21 protein-coding genes are annotated in these 18751 nt (G+C 68.8%); 13 read left to right on the top strand and 8 right to left on the bottom strand.

Annotation, left to right across the window (positions count from 1 at the left end; genetic code table 11):
• Positions 1–15: 15 nt before the first annotated feature.
• The 7 genes from lmeA (at position 16) to ACXPWS_RS03480 (ending at position 3980) form a co-directional block, all read left to right on the top strand.
• On the top strand, positions 16–813 hold the full coding sequence (gene lmeA, locus ACXPWS_RS03510) for a mannan chain length control protein LmeA (protein WP_458711107.1): 798 nt from the start codon (positions 16–18) through the stop codon (positions 811–813).
• Entirely contained in the window at positions 810–1241 is a 432-nt protein-coding gene (locus ACXPWS_RS03505) for a thioredoxin family protein (protein WP_458711106.1), read from the top strand. Before lmeA ends, ACXPWS_RS03505 begins: the two co-directional genes overlap by 4 nt.
• Before the next feature lie 20 nt (positions 1242–1261).
• Complete coding sequence (locus ACXPWS_RS03500; RefSeq protein WP_458713399.1) at positions 1262–1363, top strand: Ms5788A family Cys-rich leader peptide; 102 nt, start codon at positions 1262–1264, stop codon at positions 1361–1363.
• Positions 1364–1459: 96 nt separating this feature from the next.
• On the top strand, positions 1460–1930 hold the full coding sequence (locus ACXPWS_RS03495; protein WP_458711105.1) for a DUF4395 domain-containing protein: 471 nt from the start codon (positions 1460–1462) through the stop codon (positions 1928–1930).
• 17 nt (positions 1931–1947) lie between these two features.
• On the top strand, positions 1948–2781 hold the full coding sequence (locus tag ACXPWS_RS03490; RefSeq protein ID WP_458711104.1) for a sulfurtransferase: 834 nt from the start codon (positions 1948–1950) through the stop codon (positions 2779–2781).
• A gap of 1 nt (position 2782) precedes the next feature.
• Positions 2783–3085, top strand: coding sequence for a DUF1416 domain-containing protein (locus ACXPWS_RS03485; protein ID WP_458711103.1), 303 nt, complete (start codon positions 2783–2785; stop codon positions 3083–3085).
• 241 nt (positions 3086–3326) lie between these two features.
• Entirely contained in the window at positions 3327–3980 is a 654-nt protein-coding gene (locus ACXPWS_RS03480) for a heme-binding beta-barrel domain-containing protein (RefSeq protein WP_458711102.1), read from the top strand.
• A 298-nt stretch (positions 3981–4278) separates the two neighbouring features.
• On the opposite strand, the gene ACXPWS_RS03475 is transcribed toward ACXPWS_RS03480, so the two are convergent.
• Positions 4279–5073 carry an aminotransferase class IV gene (locus ACXPWS_RS03475; protein ID WP_458711101.1) on the bottom strand — a complete coding sequence of 265 codons (795 nt, stop codon included), beginning with the start codon at positions 5071–5073 and terminating at the stop codon, positions 4279–4281.
• A 41-nt stretch (positions 5074–5114) separates the two neighbouring features.
• Here ACXPWS_RS03475 and ygfZ point away from each other — a divergent pair, with 41 nt between their 5' ends.
• Positions 5115–6194, top strand: a complete 1080-nt coding sequence (gene ygfZ, locus ACXPWS_RS03470; RefSeq protein ID WP_458711100.1) for a CAF17-like 4Fe-4S cluster assembly/insertion protein YgfZ — start codon at positions 5115–5117, stop codon at positions 6192–6194.
• A gap of 139 nt (positions 6195–6333) precedes the next feature.
• Entirely contained in the window at positions 6334–6516 is a 183-nt protein-coding gene (locus ACXPWS_RS03465; RefSeq protein ID WP_090354456.1) for a DUF3073 domain-containing protein, read from the top strand.
• A gap of 36 nt (positions 6517–6552) precedes the next feature.
• Here ACXPWS_RS03465 and purM read toward each other — a convergent pair whose 3' ends face one another.
• Positions 6553–7629 (bottom strand): phosphoribosylformylglycinamidine cyclo-ligase, encoded by a 1077-nt coding sequence (gene purM / locus ACXPWS_RS03460; RefSeq protein WP_458711099.1) that lies wholly within the window; start codon positions 7627–7629, stop codon positions 6553–6555.
• A gap of 107 nt (positions 7630–7736) precedes the next feature.
• Between purM and ACXPWS_RS03455 the strand changes: the two genes are divergently transcribed.
• The gene (locus tag ACXPWS_RS03455) at positions 7737–8162 is read left to right on the top strand and encodes a cupin domain-containing protein (RefSeq protein ID WP_458711098.1); all 426 of its coding nucleotides are present in this window, start codon (positions 7737–7739) and stop codon (positions 8160–8162) included.
• Positions 8163–8184: 22 nt separating this feature from the next.
• On the opposite strand, the gene purF is transcribed toward ACXPWS_RS03455, so the two are convergent.
• Positions 8185–9726 carry an amidophosphoribosyltransferase gene (gene purF, locus ACXPWS_RS03450; RefSeq protein WP_458711097.1) on the bottom strand — a complete coding sequence of 514 codons (1542 nt, stop codon included), beginning with the start codon at positions 9724–9726 and terminating at the stop codon, positions 8185–8187.
• 163 nt (positions 9727–9889) lie between these two features.
• Between purF and ACXPWS_RS03445 the strand changes: the two genes are divergently transcribed.
• A complete protein-coding gene (locus ACXPWS_RS03445; RefSeq protein WP_458711096.1) occupies positions 9890–11254 on the top strand; it encodes a DoxX family protein in 1365 nt (454 codons plus the stop codon).
• Positions 11255–11258: 4 nt separating this feature from the next.
• Here the strand turns inward: ACXPWS_RS03445 and ACXPWS_RS03440 are convergent, their stop codons facing one another.
• Positions 11259–11642, bottom strand: a complete 384-nt coding sequence (locus tag ACXPWS_RS03440) for a sterol carrier family protein (protein ID WP_458711095.1) — start codon at positions 11640–11642, stop codon at positions 11259–11261.
• Positions 11643–11674: 32 nt separating this feature from the next.
• Here ACXPWS_RS03440 and ACXPWS_RS03435 point away from each other — a divergent pair, with 32 nt between their 5' ends.
• Positions 11675–12871: an MCE family protein gene (locus ACXPWS_RS03435; RefSeq protein ID WP_458713398.1), complete on the top strand. Its 1197-nt coding sequence runs from the start codon at positions 11675–11677 to the stop codon at positions 12869–12871.
• Positions 12872–12911: 40 nt separating this feature from the next.
• Positions 12912–13334 carry a PPOX class F420-dependent oxidoreductase gene (locus ACXPWS_RS03430; RefSeq protein WP_458711094.1) on the top strand — a complete coding sequence of 141 codons (423 nt, stop codon included), beginning with the start codon at positions 12912–12914 and terminating at the stop codon, positions 13332–13334.
• On the opposite strand, the gene ACXPWS_RS03425 is transcribed toward ACXPWS_RS03430, so the two are convergent.
• The 4 genes from ACXPWS_RS03425 to ACXPWS_RS03410 are packed head-to-tail and all read right to left on the bottom strand — an operon-like array spanning position 13331 to position 18449.
• Positions 13331–13891 (bottom strand): Rv0804 family intramembrane glutamic endopeptidase, encoded by a 561-nt coding sequence (locus ACXPWS_RS03425; protein WP_458711093.1) that lies wholly within the window; start codon positions 13889–13891, stop codon positions 13331–13333. The genes ACXPWS_RS03430 and ACXPWS_RS03425 overlap by 4 nt on opposite strands.
• Complete coding sequence (locus ACXPWS_RS03420) at positions 13891–15609, bottom strand: alpha/beta hydrolase (RefSeq protein ID WP_458711092.1); 1719 nt, start codon at positions 15607–15609, stop codon at positions 13891–13893. Before ACXPWS_RS03420 ends, ACXPWS_RS03425 begins: the two co-directional genes overlap by 1 nt.
• Complete coding sequence (purL, locus tag ACXPWS_RS03415; protein WP_458711091.1) at positions 15606–17909, bottom strand: phosphoribosylformylglycinamidine synthase subunit PurL; 2304 nt, start codon at positions 17907–17909, stop codon at positions 15606–15608. Before purL ends, ACXPWS_RS03420 begins: the two co-directional genes overlap by 4 nt.
• A 3-nt stretch (positions 17910–17912) precedes the next feature.
• Positions 17913–18449 (bottom strand): cation:proton antiporter domain-containing protein, encoded by a 537-nt coding sequence (locus ACXPWS_RS03410; protein WP_458711090.1) that lies wholly within the window; start codon positions 18447–18449, stop codon positions 17913–17915.
• Positions 18450–18751: the final 302 nt, after the last annotated feature.

The following is an 18751-nucleotide window of genomic DNA, read 5'->3' as shown; positions in this document are numbered from 1 at the left end:
CGCCAGAATGACCGGGTGCGCAAACTGCTCGCCGGTGTCATCGCGACCCTCACCACTGTGGTGCTGGGGGCCGTCGCCGTCGATTTCGGCGCGGCGATCTATGCCGAATACCGGTTGGCCCGCAGCGTCCGCACCGCCGCCCACCTGTCGTTCGACCCGTGGGCCAGCATCTTGAGCTTTCCGTTCATCACCCAGGCCATGAACCACCGCTTTCGAGAGGTGGAGATCCGGGCCGCCGGCGTGGACCACCCGATCACCGGCAAGGTGTCCCTTGAAGCCACCCTGCACCGTGTCGACCTGCACGACTCGTCCTGGCTGATCGCGCCGGACGCCGCACTGCCGGTGGGCAAGCTGGAAAGCCGGCTGATCATCGACTCCCGACACATCGGCGACGTGATGGGCATCAAGGATCTGCAGGTCGAGGCGCCGCCCAAGGAGTCCAACGATGCCACCGACAACACCACCGAGTCCGGTATCTCCAGTGGCAACGGGTTGGTGTTCACCGGAACCCCGACCGCAGCCGGATTTCACCAACGGGTCAGCGTCTCGGTCGACCTGACCGTCGACGGCCCCAACCAGACCACCCTGGTGTTGACCCCGACTGGCGTACTCACCGGGCCCGGTACCGCCGATCAGGCGGTTTCCGAGGGCCAGACGGCAGCGGTGCTGAAGGCATTCACCTCTCAGATCCCCGGCCAGAAGCTGCCGTTCGGGCTCTCGCCCACCTCAGCGGGCGCCCGTGGCTCGGATCTCATCGTGGAAGGCATCACCGAGGGAGTAACTGTCACGTTGGACGGGTTCAGACAGTCATGAACACTTCCATGGCCCTGGTCATCGTGGTGGTGATCGCCGTGCTGGGCATCGGCTACATCGTCGGGCGCCTGGTGACGCTGCGTGCCGGCATGTTGCGGGCAGCGGCCGAGGACGCCCCGGCCGAGGACGTCGACACCTCCGACCTCGGGCTGTCCGGGACCGGTCCGACCATCGTGCATTTCACCGCCGTGTGGTGCGGACCCTGCGCGGCGGTCCGTCGCGTGGTCAGCCAGGTCAGCAGCGATCTGCCCGCGGTTGCGCATGTCGAGATCGACATGGACGCCAATCCGGCAGCCGCCCGGCGGCTTTCGGTGCTCTCGCTGCCCACCACGTTCATCTTCGACGCGCAGGGCCGGCAACGCTTCCGCGCCACGGGCGTCCCCAAGGCCGCTGACCTGCGTTCGGCGCTCGAGCCACTATTGGCTTGACCGCAGGGTCTCCAGGTATTGTGTGCGTCGTGTCCGCCCGCCTTGAGCTGCTGCTCACCAAGCGCCGCGCAGTAGATCTGTGCCGCGTCGCGGGTTGTTGCTGTTGTTGTCGTAGCTGCTGAGTAGCGGCGCTCTTTTCTGCGCCGCGCTCGGGGACCGGGCCGAACAGTCCGAGGTGCCCCTTCAGTCCAGCCCAGCCCAGCCACAGGAGCACAGACATGTCCACTACCCATAACAGCCCCGACCAGGTCGACGTCCGCGGTCCGCGGTTCGTGGCCTGGGTCACCACCGCTGTCCTGATCGTCACGCTGCTGGTGTCGGCGGTCAGCGTGCCCGCCGCGGCGGTGATCCTCGGCCTGCAGGCGGTGGTGTTCGCCATCGGCGCTGCGCTGGGCCCCCGCAAACACCCCTATGGCCGGGTGTTCGCCACCCTCGTCGCACCGCGGCTGGGCCCGGTGACCGAGAAGGAGCCGGTGCCACCGTTGAAGTTCGCCCAGCTGGTCGGCTTCGTCTTCGCCGCCGTCGGCGCCGCGGCCTTCGCACTGGGACTCGGCGCGCTGGGACTCGTGGCGACCGCGTTCGCATTGTTCGCGGCGTTCCTGAACGCGGCCTTCGGCATCTGCCTGGGCTGCCAGATCTATCCGCTCGTCGCTCGCCTGCGACGCGCAACCCCTGCCACAAGCCACTAACCGAAAGGAACCATTCCATGGCACGCTCCGACGTCCTGGTCTCCACCGACTGGGCCGAAAGCAATCTCGACGCACCGAACACGGTGTTCGTCGAGGTTGACGAGGACACCTCGGCCTACGAAGGCGGCCATATCGCCGGCGCCGTCCGGCTGGACTGGAAGACCGAACTCCAAGACCAGGTCAAGCGTGACTTCGTCGACCAGCAGCAGTTCTCGAAGCTGTTGTCCGACAAGGGGATCAGCAACGACGACACCGTGATCCTGTACGGCGGCAACAACAACTGGTTCGCCGCGTACGCGTACTGGTACTTCAAGCTCTACGGCCACCAGGACGTCAAGCTGCTCGACGGCGGACGCAAGAAGTGGGAGCTCGACGGCCGCCCCCTGGTCACCGAGGTGCCGGAGCGCGCGGCGACGTCGTACTCGGCCAAAGCGCCCAACAACGACATCCGGGCATTCCGCGACGAGGTCATCGCCGCGATCGGCGAGAAGAACCTGGTCGACGTGCGCTCCCCCGACGAGTTCTCCGGCAAGATCCTCGCTCCCGCGCACCTGCCGCAGGAGCAGAGCCAGCGTCCCGGCCACATCCCCACCGCCATCAACGTGCCGTGGAGCAAGGCGGCCAACGAGGACGGCACCTTCAAGTCCGACGAGGCCCTGGCCAAGCTGTATGCCGAGGCCGGCCTGGACGGCAACAAGCTGACCATCGCGTACTGCCGTATCGGCGAGCGTTCGTCGCACACCTGGTTCGTGCTGCAGGAGCTGCTGGGTCATCAGAACGTCAAGAACTACGACGGTAGTTGGACGGAATACGGCTCCCTGGTGGGCGCCCCGATCGAGTTGGGAAGTTGATATGTGCTCTGCACCGAAGCAAGGCGTGACATTGCCGGCAGGCGTCGACCTGGAGAAGGAGACGGTGATCACCGGTCGCGTGGTCGACGGCTCCGGCCAGGCGGTCGGCGGCGCGTTCGTGCGGCTGCTGGACGGCTCTGACGAGTTCACCGCGGAGGTGGTGGCCTCGGCCACCGGCGACTTCCGGTTCTTCGCCGCACCCGGCACCTGGACTGTGCGGGCGCTCTCGCCCGCAGGCAACGGTGACGCCAGCGTGAAGCCGTCGGGCGCGGGTATCCACGAAGTCGACATCAAGGTCGCCTGACGCCGATCAAGGCGAGGAACGAGCCGATGAGAAGTCAGGCCGTCCAACCCCGCCTGACGCCGATCAAGGCGAGGTACGAGCCGACGGGCCGCCGCGCTGGAACCCTCGGGTTCGAGCGCGGCGGCTCCGGCAGTTAGAATTCCGACGTGGTTCTCTTCTTCGAATTCATGCTTGTGGCGGCCGTGGTCGTCATCACCTGGTTTGCGCTCTACGCGCTGTACCGTCTGATCACCGACGAGGCGTGAGCACCGGCGACGCGGCCGGGCCGGGCTCGGGTGACCGGGCCGTAGCCGCGGCAGCGGAGCGGGCCAGGATCACCGCCGCCCGCAACATCCCGGCGTTCGACGATCTGCCGTTGCCGGCCGACACCGCGAACCTGCGCAAGGGCGCCGACCTGCACCCTGCGTTGCTGGCACTGTTGCCACTGGTGGGTGTGTGGCGCGGCGCGGGCGAGGGCCGAGACACCCACGGCGACTACCGTTTCGGCCAGCAGATCATCGTCTCGCACGACGGCGGTGACTATCTGAACTGGGATAGCCGGTCCTGGCGGTTGAACGCCGACGGCGAATTCGACTCCCCCGGGTTCCGCGAATCCGGATTCTGGCGGTTCGTCAACGATCCGGCCGACCCCTCCGAAACACAGGCCATCGAGCTGCTGCTGGCCCATTCGGCCGGCTACGTCGAGCTGTTCTACGGCCGCCCGATCAACCAGTCCTCCTGGGAATTGGCCACCGACGCACTGGCCCGCAGCAAGTCCGGCATGCTCGTCGGCGGGGCCAAGCGGCTGTACGGCATCGTCGAAGACGGCGATCTGGCCTACGTCGAAGAGCGGGTGGATGCCGACGGCGGGCTGGTTCCGCACCTGTCGGCGCGCCTGGGCCGCTTCGCCGGCTGAGCCACCAAAGCCGGTGTCCGGGTGGCCGACCCGGCGTGCTTGATCCTGCACGCCGCAGAAATGACCGAGATATGGGGCAGCCCCCGAGCCGTAGATCTTGGTTGGACAAAAACCAAGGGCTCGGGGGCCGGGTGGCTGCGTGGAATTCGCCAGCGCTCGCAGGTGGATTCCTCGCGCCTGGTGCTGCTAGCCGGCAGCCACCTCACATGTCCGTATGCCAATCAATTTCTCGGACCACCTCCTTCCCTGTGTACCGACGAAGGTACTCGCGGCGCGCGGACCCGACAACCGATTTTCGTCACGCACCGCGGCCCACGGCGGTGTCCACCCACGCGGCCAGCTGCCCCGCCAGTGGCGCCGGGGGCAGCACCACACCGTCCAGGGTGTGCACCCGGGCAGTCAACGTCACCGCCGACAGCAGCCAAATACCTTGTGCAGCAAGAAGTTCAGAAACAGTGAGCGGACGGTAGGCGGTCCGCGGCGCGGTGCCGAACAACGCCTGCACCGTGGTGCCCGCCAAGATCGGGAGGGTCGGCGGCGGACTGACCAGAGTTTCGCCCTGGGCGATCACCACCGATGACCGCGGGCCTTCGAGCACCAGCCCGTCGGCGCCGACGTAGATCGCGTCGCCGGCGCCGCGGCGGGCGGCCTCCCGCAACGCCGCGGTGTGACGGGCGTAGGACAGCGATTTCGCGCCGGCCAATGCGTCAGCCGGTGCACCGTCCAGCGTCACCGCCGCCAGCCCGTCCCGGCGGGCTACGGCCACCCGGTCCGGCACCGCGGAGACGGCGGCGAAGCCCGCACCCCGGCCGTGCACCAACCGCAGCACCGCTTCGCCTTCCGGCCACCGGGCGGCCGCGGTGAGGGCGGCCGCACGGAACAGCCCGGTATCCACACCGGGCAATCCCGCAATCCGCGCGGACGCGGCCAGCCTGGCCAGATGGGCCGGCAACAGGCAGGGCCGTCCACCACGCACCAGCGTCGTCTCGAAGACCCCGTCGCCGTGGGACAACACCGGGTCGGTCGCCCGCACCAGCGGCTCGCCGGCGTCGTGCACGGCGCCGTCGAGGGTCACGATGAAGCCGGCGGGCATGACGCCCGAGCCTAACGACCTGCGCGCCGTAGTCTTGGGACATGTCTGCAGTTCCCGTCCCTGACGGCGGTCCCGACGCCGGTGCCGTGTGGCACCACGGCGATCCCTTCGGCGAACAGCGTGCCGCCGCCGATGCCGCCGTGCTGGTCGACCGGTCGCACCGCGCCGTCATCACCCTCACCGGCGCCGAGCGGCGATCCTGGCTGCACACCATCTCCAGCCAGCACGTCAGCGATCTGACCGACGGCACCGTCGTGCAGAATCTGAGCCTCGACGGGCAGGGCCGTGTCGAAGATCACTGGCTGCAGACCCAGCTCGACGGGGTCACCGTTTTGGACACCGAGTCGTGGCGCGGCGATCCGCTGCTGGCCTATCTGCGCAAGATGGTGTTCTGGGCCGACGTGGCCGTCGAGCCGGCCGAGTCGGCCGTGCTCTCGCTGCTCGGGCCGGCGCTGTCGGCGCCCGCGGTGCTCGACGCGCTCGGTGTCGACGCGCTGCCGGCCCCCTGGACCGCCGTCGCGCTGCCCGGTGGCGGTTTCCTGCGCGGCGTGTATCCCGGTGAATACGACCTGGTGGTTCCGCGGGACGAGCGCAGCGCGCGGCAGTCGCGGCTGACCTCGGCCGGTGTCCGCGCGGCCGGCGTCTGGGCCTACGAGGCGCACCGCGTCGCCGCGGTACGGGCCCGGCTGGGCGTGGACACCGATGAGCGCACGATCCCACACGAGGTCGGCTGGATCGGCGGGCCCGGCGACGGCGCGGTGCATCTGGACAAGGGCTGCTACCGCGGGCAGGAAACCGTCGCACGCGTGCACAACCTGGGTAAACCCCCCCGGATGCTGGTGCTGGTGCAGCTGGACGGGTCCGGTGACCGGCCGGCGACCGGGGATCCGCTCACCGCGGGTGGCCGCCCGGTCGGCCGGCTGGGCACCGTCGTCGACCATGTCGACGACGGCCCGATCGGGTTGGCACTGGTGAAGCGGGGTATCCCGGTGGACACCGCGCTGAGCACCGGCGGTGAGGTGACGACGGCAGCGGTGATCGATCCGGACTCGGTGCCGGCCGGCGACCACGTCGGAGCAGGCCGGATCGCGGTGGAAAGGCTGCGCAGCGGCGACCGATGACGGGCGCAGGCCGCGCACTGGCAGGGCCTACCAGCGCGGCGCCGCCCGGCACGGTAAAGTGGCCGCAGGACAATAAAGACACACAGATCGGAGCCGCCTGCACGTTGGGCCGCTCCGTTATTGCGCGAGGGGGTCCCCCATGGGCCGCGGCCGGGCGAAGGCGAAGCAGACAAAGGTTGCACGAGACCTTAAGTACAGCTCGCCACAAACCGACTTCGACAGGTTGCAGCGTGAGCTGTCACATGCCGAGTCTGAAAATGACTTCGGGGGCAGTGACGGCTTTGCCGATCAACATGCCGACGAAGACGACTGGCGTCGCTGACTCACGCACCGGTGTAGCCCCGCGGTTCTGACTTGGTCAGAACCGCGGATGCTGCCCCACCAGGTTCGCGCGGGCCTCACCTTTTCCGCCCTTGGCGACGGTGCCCAGCGTCCAGCACTTCAGGTGACGTGCAGTCAGAATCGCCAGCGCGCGGTCGGTGTCCTCCGGCGCGACGATGGCGACCATGCCGACACCCATATTGAACGTCTTCTCCATTTCGGCACGCTCGACGCGGCCGCGCTGGGCGATCATGCCGAAGACGGGCGCGGGCGTCCACGTGCCGCGGTCGAGTTCGGCGACCAGCCCGTTGGGGATGACCCGTTCCAGGTTGGCCGCCAGTCCGCCGCCGGTGACGTGACAGAAGGTCCGCACCTGGGTTTCCGACGCCAGCGCCAGGCAGTCCTTGGCGTAGATGTAGGTCGGTTCGAGCAGTTCCTCGCCCAGGGTGCGACCGAATTCCTCGACGTGGCCGGCCAGATCCATCCGGTCGATCTCCAGCAGCACCTTGCGGGCCAACGAGTAGCCATTGGAGTGCAGGCCGGTGGACGCCATGGCGATGATCACGTCGCCGGGTTTCACGCGTTCGGGTCCCAGCACGTCGTCGGCCTCGACGACGCCGACCCCGGTCGCGGAGATGTCGTAGTGGTCCGGCTCCATCAAGCCGGGGTGTTCGGCGGTCTCCCCGCCCAGCAGTGCGCAACCGGCCAGCACACATCCGTCGGCGATACCCGACACGATGGCGCTGACCCGCTCGGGCACGGTCCGCCCCACGGCGATGTAGTCCTGCAGGAACAGTGGCTCGGCTCCGCAGACGACGAGGTCGTCGACGACCATCGCCACCAGGTCCAGGCCGACCGTGTCGTGCTTGTCCATCGCCTGCGCGATGGCCAGCTTGGTGCCGACACCGTCGGTGGACGAGGCCAGTAGCGGTTCCCGGTATCCGCTGCGCAGCGCGAACAGCCCGGCGAACCCGCCCAGCCCGCCGCGGACCTCCGGGCGGGTAGCTTTCTTGGCCAGCGGCTTGAACAACTCGACGGCACGGTCACCCGCCTCGATGTCCACTCCGGCCGTTGCATAAGAGATGCCGTGTTGTTCGGCGCGACCCTGACTCATCAGGCTAAAGGCTACCGGTCGGGGTCCCGCCCCGACACCGCTGGTAAGGGCCGGGTGTTCTGCGGTCCCCGCACGCGAGGGCGTGGCGTGTGACACCGTGAGCCGTCATGAAGCGATTGCGCTGGTCGGTGCTGGCCGTCGGGACCCTGCTGCCCTGTGCGCTGGCACTGCCCGCAACGGCATCCGGCACCGCCGGGGTGGGCGTGCAGGCCGAGATCCTGTCGCAGGCCACCCGCGACGGTCATGACTACATCACCAAGGAGATCACCATCGCCCCGGGCGGCAGCACCGGCTGGCACTGGCACCGGGGCCGGGTCTACGGGGTGATCAGGGCCGGCACGCTCACCCATTTCCGGGCGGACTGCTCGGTGGACGGGGTGTATCCGGCCGGCGCGCCGATCACCGAGGCCAGCGGCCCCGTGCACGACGGCCGCAACCTCGGTCCGGACCCCCTGGTTATGTGGGTGGTCTATATCGACCCGGCCGGTGCCGCGCCGGCCACCGACGCGCCGGATCCCGGGTGCGGCTTCTAGGGCCTGCCCGACGGCGGAGCCGTCATGGACGTCTGAGCGCTGACGCGTTGTCGTTGTCGTTCGCGTTCTGCAGCGGAATCCCGCTGCGCGCCGCATTGGCCAGCATGTGCTCGATGACGTTCTTGCCCAGCGCACTCTCGCCGGGAAGCTCGATCGGATAGTTCCCGTCGAAACAGGCCGAGCACAACCGCGACGACGGTTGCTCGGTCGCCGCGACCATGCCCTGCTGACTGATATAGCCAAGGGTGTCGGCGCCGATCGCCCGGCGCACGTCTTCGAGCATCTCGTCTTCGTCACCGCTGGAGCCGTTGGCGATCAGCTCGGCGGGCGTGGCGAAGTCGATGCCGTAGAAGCACGGCCACTTCACCGGGGGCGAGGCGATCCGGACGTGCACCTCCAGCGCACCGGCCTCCCGGAGCATCCGGATCAGCGCGCGCTGGGTGTTGCCGCGCACGATCGAGTCGTCGACGACGATCAGCCGCTTGCCGCGGATGACCTCCTTGAGCGGGTTCAGCTTGAGCCGGATACCGAGCTGGCGGATGGTCTGCGACGGCTGGATGAACGTCCGCCCGACGTAGGCGTTCTTCATCAGGCCCTGGCCGTAGGGGATACCCGAACCCTGCGCATAACCGACCGCGGCCGGGATGCCCGACTCGGGGACGCCGATCACCAGATCACCCTCGACGGGGTTCTCGGCGGCCAGCCTGCGGCCGATCTCGACGCGGGTGGCATGTACGGACCGCCCGCCGATGACGCTGTCCGGCCGGGCCAGGTAGACGTACTCGAAGACGCAGCCCTTGGGCGTCGGGTTGGCGAACCGGGTGGAGCGCACCCCGTCGGCGTCGATGGCCAGCAGTTCACCGGGCTCGATATCGCGCACGAAGGACGCACCCACGATGTCCAGCGCCGCGGTCTCCGAGGCCACCACCCAGCCGCGGTCCAACCGCCCCAGCGACAGCGGGCGCACCCCGTGCGGGTCGCGCGCGGCGTACAGCGTGTTCTCGTCCATGAAGGTCAGACAGAACGCACCGCGGACGGTGGGCAGCAGCTCCAGCGCGGCCTGTTCCAGCGTGGCGTCCGCCGCGCCGTGGGCCAGCAGGGCGCCCAGGATGTCCGAATCGGTGGTGGCGGCCGGGGCGCCGCGGGTCTCGATCAGGCCGGCCTCCCTGGCCCGGCGGGCCAGTTCTGCGGTGTTGACCAGGTTGCCGTTGTGGCCCAACGCGACACCGGTACCGGCGGCGGTGTTGCGGAACACCGGCTGGGCGTTCTCCCAGGTGGTGGAGCCGGTGGTGGAGTAGCGGCAGTGCCCGACGGCGACGTGGCCCGGCATGGCGGCCAGGGTCTGCTCGTCGAACACCTGGCTGACCAGGCCGAGATCCTTGAACACCAGCACCTGCGAGCCGTCGGCGACGGCGATACCGGCCGCCTCCTGGCCGCGGTGCTGCAGCGCATAAAGCCCGTAGTAGGTGAGCTTGGCCACGTCGTCGCCTGGCGCCCAGACGCCGAAGACGCCACATTCTTCTCTGGGTTCGTTCTCCGGCTGGTCGATCTGCTCGGTGGCCACGATCAGTCTGCTCCCTGGGGGCTGTGGGTGACGTAACTGAGTTTACGGGCAACCACCGCCATTGGCGGAATCGAACGGCGGATTGCCTGCGCATGAACTGCAACACCCCTGGCGGGTGAAGACATTCCGGTGCCGACGCCGCGCGCCATTACGGTGGGCGGACGTGAGCCAAGACACCGTCACGACCGACACGAGCATCGAGGAACCGGCCCGCTGGCGGCCGCTGACCCGGGTCGCGTTCCGGTTCTGCTTCCTGTACTTCGGGCTGTTCTGCCTGTGGTTCGCTCAGATCACCTTCGCCTTCACCGGGCCGGTGGCGGTGCTGCTGCCGGAGGGTTCGGTGCAATGGCAGATGCTGCTCACCGATCCGGTCACCAGCTGGGTGGGCCGGCAGGTCTTCGGGGTCGACGCGCACCTTCGACCGGACTCCGGCAGCGGCGATCAGGCGGCCATCTGGATCGCGATGTTCTGTCTGCTCGCCGTGGCCGTGGTGGGCACCGCCGGGTGGTCCGCCCTAGACCGCCGCGCCACCGGCTATCCGCGACTGGCCGCCTGGTTCGCCGTCTTCCTGCGGCTGTGCCTGGCCGGTCAGATGTTGTTCTACGGTGTCGCCAAGGTCATCCCGACCCAGATGCCGGAACCACCGCTGGTCGCCTTGCTGCAACCTTTTGGCGAGTTCAGCCCCACCTCGGTGCTGTGGCTGCAGGTCGGCAGCTCGCCGGCGTACGAGGCGCTGCTCGGCACCGTCGAGGTGCTCGCGGGCCTGCTGCTGTTCATCCCGCGCACCGCCACCCTGGGTGCGCTGGTCGCCGCGCTCAGCATGGCGCAGGTGTTCATCCTGAACATGACCTTCGACGTGCCGGTCAAGATCTTGTCCAGCCATCTGCTGCTGATCAGTCTGGTGCTGCTCGCGCCCCGGGCCCGGCGGTTGTTCGATGCCGTCGTGCGGGAACGGGCCTGCGGCCCGGTGACCGCGACACCGTTGTTCGGCAGCGCCCGGGCCAATCGATGGACCACCGGAGCGCAACTGGCCCTGGGGGTTTGGGTGCTGGCCGGATTGCTGTTGCAGAACTGGCAGGCCTGGAGCAGCTACGGCGGCGGGCGGCCGAAGCCCGAACTGCACGGTATCTGGTCGGTCAGCTCGTTCAGTGTGGACGGCCGGCCGCTGCCGCCCCTGACCACCGACGAGAAGCGTTGGCAGAAACTTGTTTTCGACCAGATCGGCGCCGCGACCTTCCAGGCGATGGACGGCACGCTGCACACCGCTCCCGCCGAAGTCGACGCCCGCGCCCACACCCTGGCACTCACGACACCGCTGCCCGAACCCGACGGCGCGTCCGCCCCGAAGCCGGACCCGACGCCGTTCGCGAGGTTCACGTACACCCAGCCCGGCCCGGACCGGCTGACCCTGACCGGCACGTTGCAGGGTGCACCCGTGACCATCGAGCTCGACCGGTTGGACCCGAACGGTTTTCCGCTGCGCAACCGCGGATTTCACTGGGTCCAGGAGTACCCGTACTTCCGTTGACCCGTCAGTCCGGCAGCGGTACCAGCGGCAGCCAGTCCGCGATCTCGCCGGCCCGCGAACCCGACATCGACACCCCGGACGCCGCGTCGATATCCAGCAGGCCGGTGGCCAGCAGCAGCCACGTCCGGGCATCGGTCTCGACGACATTGGGCGGGTTTCCGCGGGTGTGCCGCGGACCGGCGATGCACTGCACGGCGACGAACGGCGGGATTCGCACTTCGACGCTGGCACCGGGGGCCAGCGTGGCCAGGGTGCGGGCGGTGAGCCGCACCGCGGCGGCAATCGCGGACCGATCGGGGGCGCCGACGGTGTCGTCGCGCAGCCAGTCGGCGACCGCGAGCACCGCGGCCCGTGTCTGTTCCGGATCTGCCGTACCGCGCGCCGCCATGCCACTAGTGTCGCAATGTGGCCGTCGACCGCATGGCAGCGCCTTACCGGACGGCCGGAGCGATCGCACTGGCGCTGTTGACCGGCCTGGCGGTGCTCATCTATCTGCAGTTCCGGGGTGACTTCCGCTACCGGGTGGAACTGACCGTGCTGTCCCCGCGGGCCGGGCTCGGTGTCGACCCGGGCTCGAAAGTCACCTTCAACGGCGTGGAGATCGGCCGGGTGCACACCGTCGCTCCCGCCGAGGCGGACGGGACACCACACGCCCGGCTGTCGGTGCAGATCGAACCTCGCTACCTGTCCCTGATACCGGCCAACGTCACCGCCGATATCAACGCCACCACCGTCTTCGGCAACAAGTACATCGCCCTGCGATCGCCGGAAATGCCATCACTACAACATCTTTCGCCGCAAAGTGAGATCAAGGCAACGTGGGTGAGCACCGAGTTCAACACCTTGTTCGAGACGGTGATGGCCATCGCCGAACAGGTCGATCCGGTGAAGCTGAATCTGACGCTGACCGCCGCGGCTGACGCACTGGACGGGATGGGCGCGAAGTTCGGCCAATCGCTGCAGGACGGCAACGCCATCCTCGACGACGTCAACGCGCGCACCGGCCAGTTCCGGCAGGACACCCGGTCGGTGGCCGCGCTGGCCGATCGATATGCCGACGCCGCGCCCGACCTGTTCGACGGGCTGGCCAACGCGGTGCACACCGCCGCGACACTCAACGATGAGCGCAGTGCCGTCGATGCGGCCTTGCTGGCCGCGGTCGGCTTCGGCGACAACGCCGGCGACATCCTGGAGCGCGGTGGACCGTACCTGGCCCGCGGCGCTGCGGACCTGATCCCGACCGCGACGCTGTTCGACTACTACAGCCCCCAGCTGTTGTGCACCATCCGCAACTATTACGACGTCGCACCGCTGATGGCGACGACGTTCGGCGGCGACAACGGCTTCTCCCTGGACTCGGCGGGCACCGTGTTCGGCTTCGGACTGCCCAACGCTTACGTGTACCCGGACAACCTGCCGCGGGTGAACGCGCACGGCGGCCCCGAAGGCAAGCCCGGCTGCTGGCAGAAAATCACCAAGGACCTCTGGCCCGCACCGTATCTGGTGATGGACACCGGGTTGTCCATCGCGCCGTACAACCATTTCGAATGGGGCTCACCGATTTTCAGTGAGTACGTGTGGGGCCGTCAGGTCGGCGAGCCGACCATCAATCCCTGACGGTTGACCTCAACCTCCGTTGAGGCCCTAGCGTGACCGTATGACGTTCAAACCGTATGAGATCGCCTTCTTGAACAGTGTGGAACTGGGCCGGCTGGCCACCGTCCAGCGCGACGGCACACCGCAGAACAGTCCGGTGGGATTCACCTACAACGAGGAACTGGGCACCATCGACATCGCCGGCTACCGGATGTCGGCCAGCCAGAAATTCAAGAACCTCGCCCACCACGACAGGGTGGCGTTCGTCGTGGACGATATCGCCTCCCGCAACCCGTGGCGGGTCCGCTGCCTGGAGATCCGGGGCACCGCCGAGCAGGCGAGCGTGCCCGCCGGCACCGGAGCGGCCGGCGACCCGCTGGACACGGCGATCATCCGGGTGACGCCGCGCCGGATCATCAGCTTCGGCATCGACGACCAGAACACCGACCCGCACGATCTGGTGCCCGATATCCGCGACGCCTAGGAACGCCGCTGCACCAGCAACGCGGCGACCGCGCCCGCCTCGTTGATCGCCAGGTGCGCCAGCATCGGCGCCACCAGGCTGCCCGACCGGTGGTACAGCCAGTCGAAGCCCCAACCGGCCGCACCGGTCACCACGACGGTGACCCACACCGGTTCGCCAGTGCGCCGGGCGTCGCCGATATGGCTGAGCCCGAAGGCGGCGGCGGTCAGCGCACCCAGGCCGCCCCGGAAAACCACCTCCTCGGCCCAGACGGTGCCCACCGGGATGCGCAGCAGCAGCCAGCGGGCCGGATCGCCGGGCAGGTGGCGGGCCGCCATGCCGGCGCGCACCGCAGGCAGGACCGACGACGCAGCCACCCCCACCGCGATGGGGGCCGCCACCGTCAGACCCAGCCGGATACCCGCGCGCAGCGCCGTGCGCGCCAGGCCGATCCGGCCGCCACGCAGGGCCACCAGTGCCGTCCCCGCGATGGCGAGCACCGGCGTGCGGGCTAGTACGGACTTGCCCGCCGCCAACATGGCAGCCAGTACCAGGGTGCGAATTACGTTGAGGTACATCAGTATTGGTCGGCTTCGGCGTCCCGGTGCAGCGCGGTGCGCACCCGTTCGGTATCCGCGGGCGTCCAGCCTTGCGGCGGCGCGACGGCCACCCAGCCGTCCAGCACCGAGTCACCGTAGTTGTGCCCGTGTCCGCCCGGCACCCCGGCCGCGTTGGTCATATCGGCGCCCACCTGCCAGAACGTCACGATCGGATACCACCGCATGGAGGCGGTGCGGTCGGCACCGGGCGGTTCGGTCAGCCAATCCGGCCGGGAGAACAGCAGTTTCGGCGACCACCAGACGATCGGGTCGGATGCGTGCTGCAAGAACAGCACCCGGGCGCCCTCCCACGGTGCCGCGGCGATCTTGGCGACGGCATCGGCACTCTGCGCCTGGGAGAACCGGACCGTGCGACCGTTGTCATAGCGTGGTTCGACCTCACGGGTGCCCGGGTCCCGGCGATCCACCAGGCCACTCCACAGTGCGCTCTCGTTCGGCGGCCCGACCCACAGCACCGAGGAGAAGTCCATCGCCGCGATATCGGGCAACCAACCGAAGGCGCCCTGCCCGGCGAGTGACCCCAAGCTCTCGCCGTACAGCGCCAGCTTCGGCCGGTGCCCCGGCGGTAGCTTCGACCAGCGGTCGTGGATGGCGTCGATCATCATCCGGCCGGTCTCGACGGACTTCTGCCGGTCCCCCAGGAACGAGATCCAGCTCGGCAGATAGGAATACTGCATGCCGACCAGGGCGGTGTCCCCGTTGTACATCAGCTCGATGGCCCGCGCCGCAACCGGATTGATCCATCCGGTGCCCGTGGTCGGGACGATGACGAGCACCTTACGGTCGAAGGCACCCGTGCGCTCCAGCTCGCTGAGCAGCACGGCCAACCGGCTTTCGACGGTGTCGGCGGTCTCCAACCCGGCATAGACCCGGATGGGCTCCTGGGCCGGGGTGCCGTTGATCCGGGTGAGCTCGGCGGCATCCGGGCCACCGGCCACGAAGTTGCGGCCCTGGTAGCCCAGGCCGTCCCAGGACGCGAAAGAGGTGGGGCTGCCTGATCTCTCCGGCTGCAGCGGCTGACTCACTCCGGCCCGGGTCGTCGAGTTCTGCGGCTGGAAGACGCCGCTGGCACCGAGCAGGAAGCCGCGGTAGAGCACCCCGTTGACGAGCGTGATGATCAGCACCACGACGATGGCGGTGCCGATGAAGAACGCCACTTCGTGGTGCAGATGCCAGCGCCGGATCAACTGGCGGGCAAGTAGTTTGACCGCGTCGACGAGCACCCGCCAGGTGCCGACACACGCCGCCCCGACCAGCAGCGCGATGATCAGGGTGCGCAGGTAGTCGGCGGTGCCGGGGCCGGCCATACCCATGGCCGCCGACACCTGTCGCTGCCACGCCGCGGCCGGGATGAGCACCAGCAACGCCGACCCGACCGAGGCGGTCACTGTCACGGCCTTGAGCACCCTGGTCACCCGCGGAGGGGGCGGCCACCAGGTCCGGTGCGCAAGGGCGAAGCGGTGCAGCACCTTTCCCACCACGACGCCGATGCCGTATCCGATCGAGGCGTTGATGCCACCGATCAGTCCGGCGAAGAGCCAGTCGCGCGGCAGCAGCGACGGCGTCAGCGACAGGCAGAAGAACAGTGCGCCGAACACGACGCCGACGAAATCGAGGCGGACCAGGCTCCAGCCCCACTCCAGAAGTGGGTGCCGGTTACCGGTCCGCTCGATCACCCGAACAACCCGGGCAGCACTCCCTCGGACGTCGATCGCAGTTCGGCGAGCGTGACGGTGAACTGACCCTGCACTTCCACCGAATCGCTGCCCTCGTCGGCCACACCGACTCGGGTCACCGGAAGGCCGCGGGCCTCGCACATGGCCCGGAACCGGCTCTCCTCGGTGCGCGGCACCGCGACCAACACCCGGCTCGCCGATTCGGAGAACAGGTAGACGAAGGGGTCCACGCCTTCGGGCAGCACGATACGGCTACCGGTCTCGCCTGCCAGCGATGCCTCGATGACGGCCTGGATGAGCCCGCCCTCGCTCAGATCGTGCGCCGCCGAGATCAAGCCGTCGCGCGAAGCCGAGGTCAGCACCTCCGACAGCAGCTTCTCGCGGCCCAGATCGACCTTCGGTGGCACCCCGCCCAGATGGTCGGCGGTGACCTGAGCCCAGATGGACCCGTCGAACTCGTCGTAGGTGTCGCCGAGCAGCAGCAGGGTTTCACCGGGTTCGTTGCCCAGGCCGGTCGGGATGCGGCGCGCCACATCGTCGATGACGCCGAGCACCCCGACCACCGGGGTCGGCAGGATGGGGGTGCTGCCGGTCTGGTTGTAGAAGCTGACGTTGCCGCCGGTGACCGGAATACCAAGGGCCGCACAGCCGTCGGCCAGGCCACGCACCGCCTGGGAGAACTGCCACATCACACCGGGGTCTTCCGGGGAACCGAAGTTCAGGCAGTTGGTGACGGCGACCGGGGTGGCGCCGGTGACGGCGACGTTACGGTAGGCCTCGGCCAGTGCCAGCTGCGCGCCGGTGTACGGGTCCAGCTGGGTGTAGCGCCCGGAGGCGTCGGTCGACACCGCGACACCGCGGCCGGTGGCCTCGTCGATACGCAGCACGCCGCCGTCGGCATGCTCGGCCAGCACGGTGTTGCCGCGCACGTAGCGGTCGTACTGCTCGGTGATGAACGACCGGCTGCACAGGTGCGGGCTGCCCAGCAGCCTAAGCAGGGTGGCACGCAGTTCATCGCCGGTGCCGGGGCGGGGCAACCCCGCCGTGGTGTCGGCAATCAGCGCGTCCTGGGTGTCCGGGCGCGCCACCGGCCGCTGGTACACCGGGCCCTCGTGAGCGACGGTGCGCGGCGGCACGTCCACGACGGTCTCGCCGTGCCAGGTGATCTCGAGCCGGTCGCCGTCGGTGACCTCACCGATCACCGACGCCAGCACGTCCCACTTGCGGCACACGGCCAGGAACGCCTCGACGTTCTCCGGCGTGACGACGGCGCACATGCGTTCCTGTGACTCGCTGGACAGGATCTCCGCCGGCGTCATGTTCGCGGCGCGCTGGGGCACCGTCTCCAGCTCGACCCGCATGCCGCCATCGCCGGCCGACGCGAGTTCGGATGTGGCACAGGATAATCCGGCACCACCGAGGTCCTGGATGCCGACCACCAGGTCGGCCGCGTAGAGCTCGAGGCAGCACTCGATGAGCACCTTCTCCATGAACGGATCACCGACCTGCACCGCGGGCAGCTTCTTGCGGCCCGGCCCGGATCCCTCGTCACCGCCGAAGGTCTCGCTCGCCAGCACCGACACCCCGCCGATACCGTCCAGACCGGTGCGGGCGCCGAACAGGATGATCTTGTTGCCGGTGCCGGAGGCGAAGGCCAGGTGCAGATCCTCCTTGCGGAGCACGCCCACGCACAGCGCATTCACCAGCGGGTTGCCCGCATAGGACGGATCGAAGACGGTCTCGCCGCCGATATTGGGCAGGCCCAGGGAGTTTCCGTAGCCGCCGATGCCGCGCACCACGCCGTCGAGCACGCGCCGGGTGTCGGGGGCGTCGGCCGCCCCGAACCGCAGCTGGTCCATCACCGCGATCGGGCGGGCGCCCATCGCCATGATGTCGCGCACGATGCCGCCGACGCCGGTGGCCGCGCCCTGGTAGGGCTCCACGTAGGAGGGGTGGTTGTGTGACTCGACCTTGAAGGTGACGGCCCACCCGTCGCCGATGTCGACGACGCCGGCGTTCTCGCCGATTCCGGCCAGCATCCCGGCGCGCATCTGGTCGGTGGTGGTCTCGCCGAAGTAGCGCAGATGCACCTTGGAGGACTTGTAGGAGCAGTGCTCGCTCCACATCACCGAGTACATCGCCAGTTCGGCGTCGGTGGGGCGGCGGCCCAGGATCTCGCGGATGCGCTGGTACTCGTCATCCTTGAGGCCGAGCTCACGGTAGGGCTGCGGATGTTCGGGGGTGGTGGCTGCCCGCTGGACGGTGTCTACTTCGGGGCTGTTACCAGACGTCACCGGCATAGTTTATTCGTTCTTGGCGTGGCGGCCGACCAGCACCGGCCCGAGCACGCCCCAGAGCAGCACGCTGCCCAGCACCACCAGGATGGTGGACAGCAGTACGGCGCGTTCTGCGGCGTCGTCGAGCACGTTGAACGCCAGCAGTCCCAGCACGATGGTCGCCGCGCCGCGCGGGGCGAGTACGGCCACCAGGTGCCGTTCCGGCTGGCTCAGGCCCGACCTGACCAACGCCAACACCACCGGGACGAACCGGACCACGGTGACCACCAGCACACAGAACACCACCAGGCCGACCGAGACACCTTCTTCCAGGACGTACCAGGCCACGGCACCGAAGACGAACCAGAGCACCGCCGACAACAGGAACGCGACGTCGTCGAGCAACTCCAGTTCCCGCCGCTCGTCGGAGTACCGCCGCAACCCGTTGAAGGCGATACCGCACACGAAGGCCGCGACGAACCCGTTGCCGTGCGACGCCACGTTCACCGTGTACGCCAGCACGGGCGTGCACACCAGGATCAGCCGCCGGGACCGGTCGGACATGTTGGCCCCGGCGGTCCGCCGCGTTCGAGGCGATGGCGGTGACCGCGCCGATGGTCAGGCCCAGCACGACGGCGCTCAGCAGGTGCGGGACGGCGTCGCGCACGGCGTGCATCAGGCTCTGCGCGCCCGCGTGCTCGCCACCGGCGATGGCCAGCGCGAAGACCAGGATCGGCGCCACCACGCCGTCGCTGTAGCCCTCCTCGACGTTGAGCAGGTTGCGGACCCGCGCCGGGATGCGGTCGTCGTGCAGGAAGGACGCCACCGGCGCGAAATCGATGGGCACCACCACACACGCGACCGCC

Source organism: Mycobacterium sp. BMJ-28 (assembly GCF_054404835.1).
This window is presented reverse-complemented; position numbering and strand designations above follow the sequence as displayed.

Excerpts from the sequence above, each read along its gene's own strand:
- ACXPWS_RS03505 (WP_458711106.1), top strand. The coding sequence starts at position 810 with ATGAACACTTCCATGGCCCTGGTCATCGTGGTGGTGATCGCCGTGCTG.
- ACXPWS_RS03495 (WP_458711105.1), top strand. The coding sequence starts at position 1,460 with ATGTCCACTACCCATAACAGCCCCGACCAGGTCGACGTCCGCGGTCCG.
- ACXPWS_RS03490 (WP_458711104.1), top strand. The coding sequence starts at position 1,948 with ATGGCACGCTCCGACGTCCTGGTCTCCACCGACTGGGCCGAAAGCAAT.
- ACXPWS_RS03485 (WP_458711103.1), top strand. The coding sequence starts at position 2,783 with ATGTGCTCTGCACCGAAGCAAGGCGTGACATTGCCGGCAGGCGTCGAC.
- ACXPWS_RS03475 (WP_458711101.1), bottom strand. The coding sequence starts at position 5,073 with ATGCCCGCCGGCTTCATCGTGACCCTCGACGGCGCCGTGCACGACGCC.
- ygfZ (WP_458711100.1), top strand. The coding sequence starts at position 5,115 with ATGTCTGCAGTTCCCGTCCCTGACGGCGGTCCCGACGCCGGTGCCGTG.
- ACXPWS_RS03465 (WP_090354456.1), top strand. The coding sequence starts at position 6,334 with ATGGGCCGCGGCCGGGCGAAGGCGAAGCAGACAAAGGTTGCACGAGAC.
- purM (WP_458711099.1), bottom strand. The coding sequence starts at position 7,629 with ATGAGTCAGGGTCGCGCCGAACAACACGGCATCTCTTATGCAACGGCC.
- ACXPWS_RS03455 (WP_458711098.1), top strand. The coding sequence starts at position 7,737 with ATGAAGCGATTGCGCTGGTCGGTGCTGGCCGTCGGGACCCTGCTGCCC.
- ACXPWS_RS03440 (WP_458711095.1), bottom strand. The coding sequence starts at position 11,642 with ATGGCGGCGCGCGGTACGGCAGATCCGGAACAGACACGGGCCGCGGTG.
- ACXPWS_RS03435 (WP_458713398.1), top strand. The coding sequence starts at position 11,675 with ATGGCAGCGCCTTACCGGACGGCCGGAGCGATCGCACTGGCGCTGTTG.
- ACXPWS_RS03430 (WP_458711094.1), top strand. The coding sequence starts at position 12,912 with ATGACGTTCAAACCGTATGAGATCGCCTTCTTGAACAGTGTGGAACTG.
- ACXPWS_RS03425 (WP_458711093.1), bottom strand. The coding sequence starts at position 13,891 with ATGTACCTCAACGTAATTCGCACCCTGGTACTGGCTGCCATGTTGGCG.
- purL (WP_458711091.1), bottom strand. The coding sequence starts at position 17,909 with ATGCCGGTGACGTCTGGTAACAGCCCCGAAGTAGACACCGTCCAGCGG.
- ACXPWS_RS03410 (WP_458711090.1), bottom strand. The coding sequence starts at position 18,449 with ATGTCCGACCGGTCCCGGCGGCTGATCCTGGTGTGCACGCCCGTGCTG.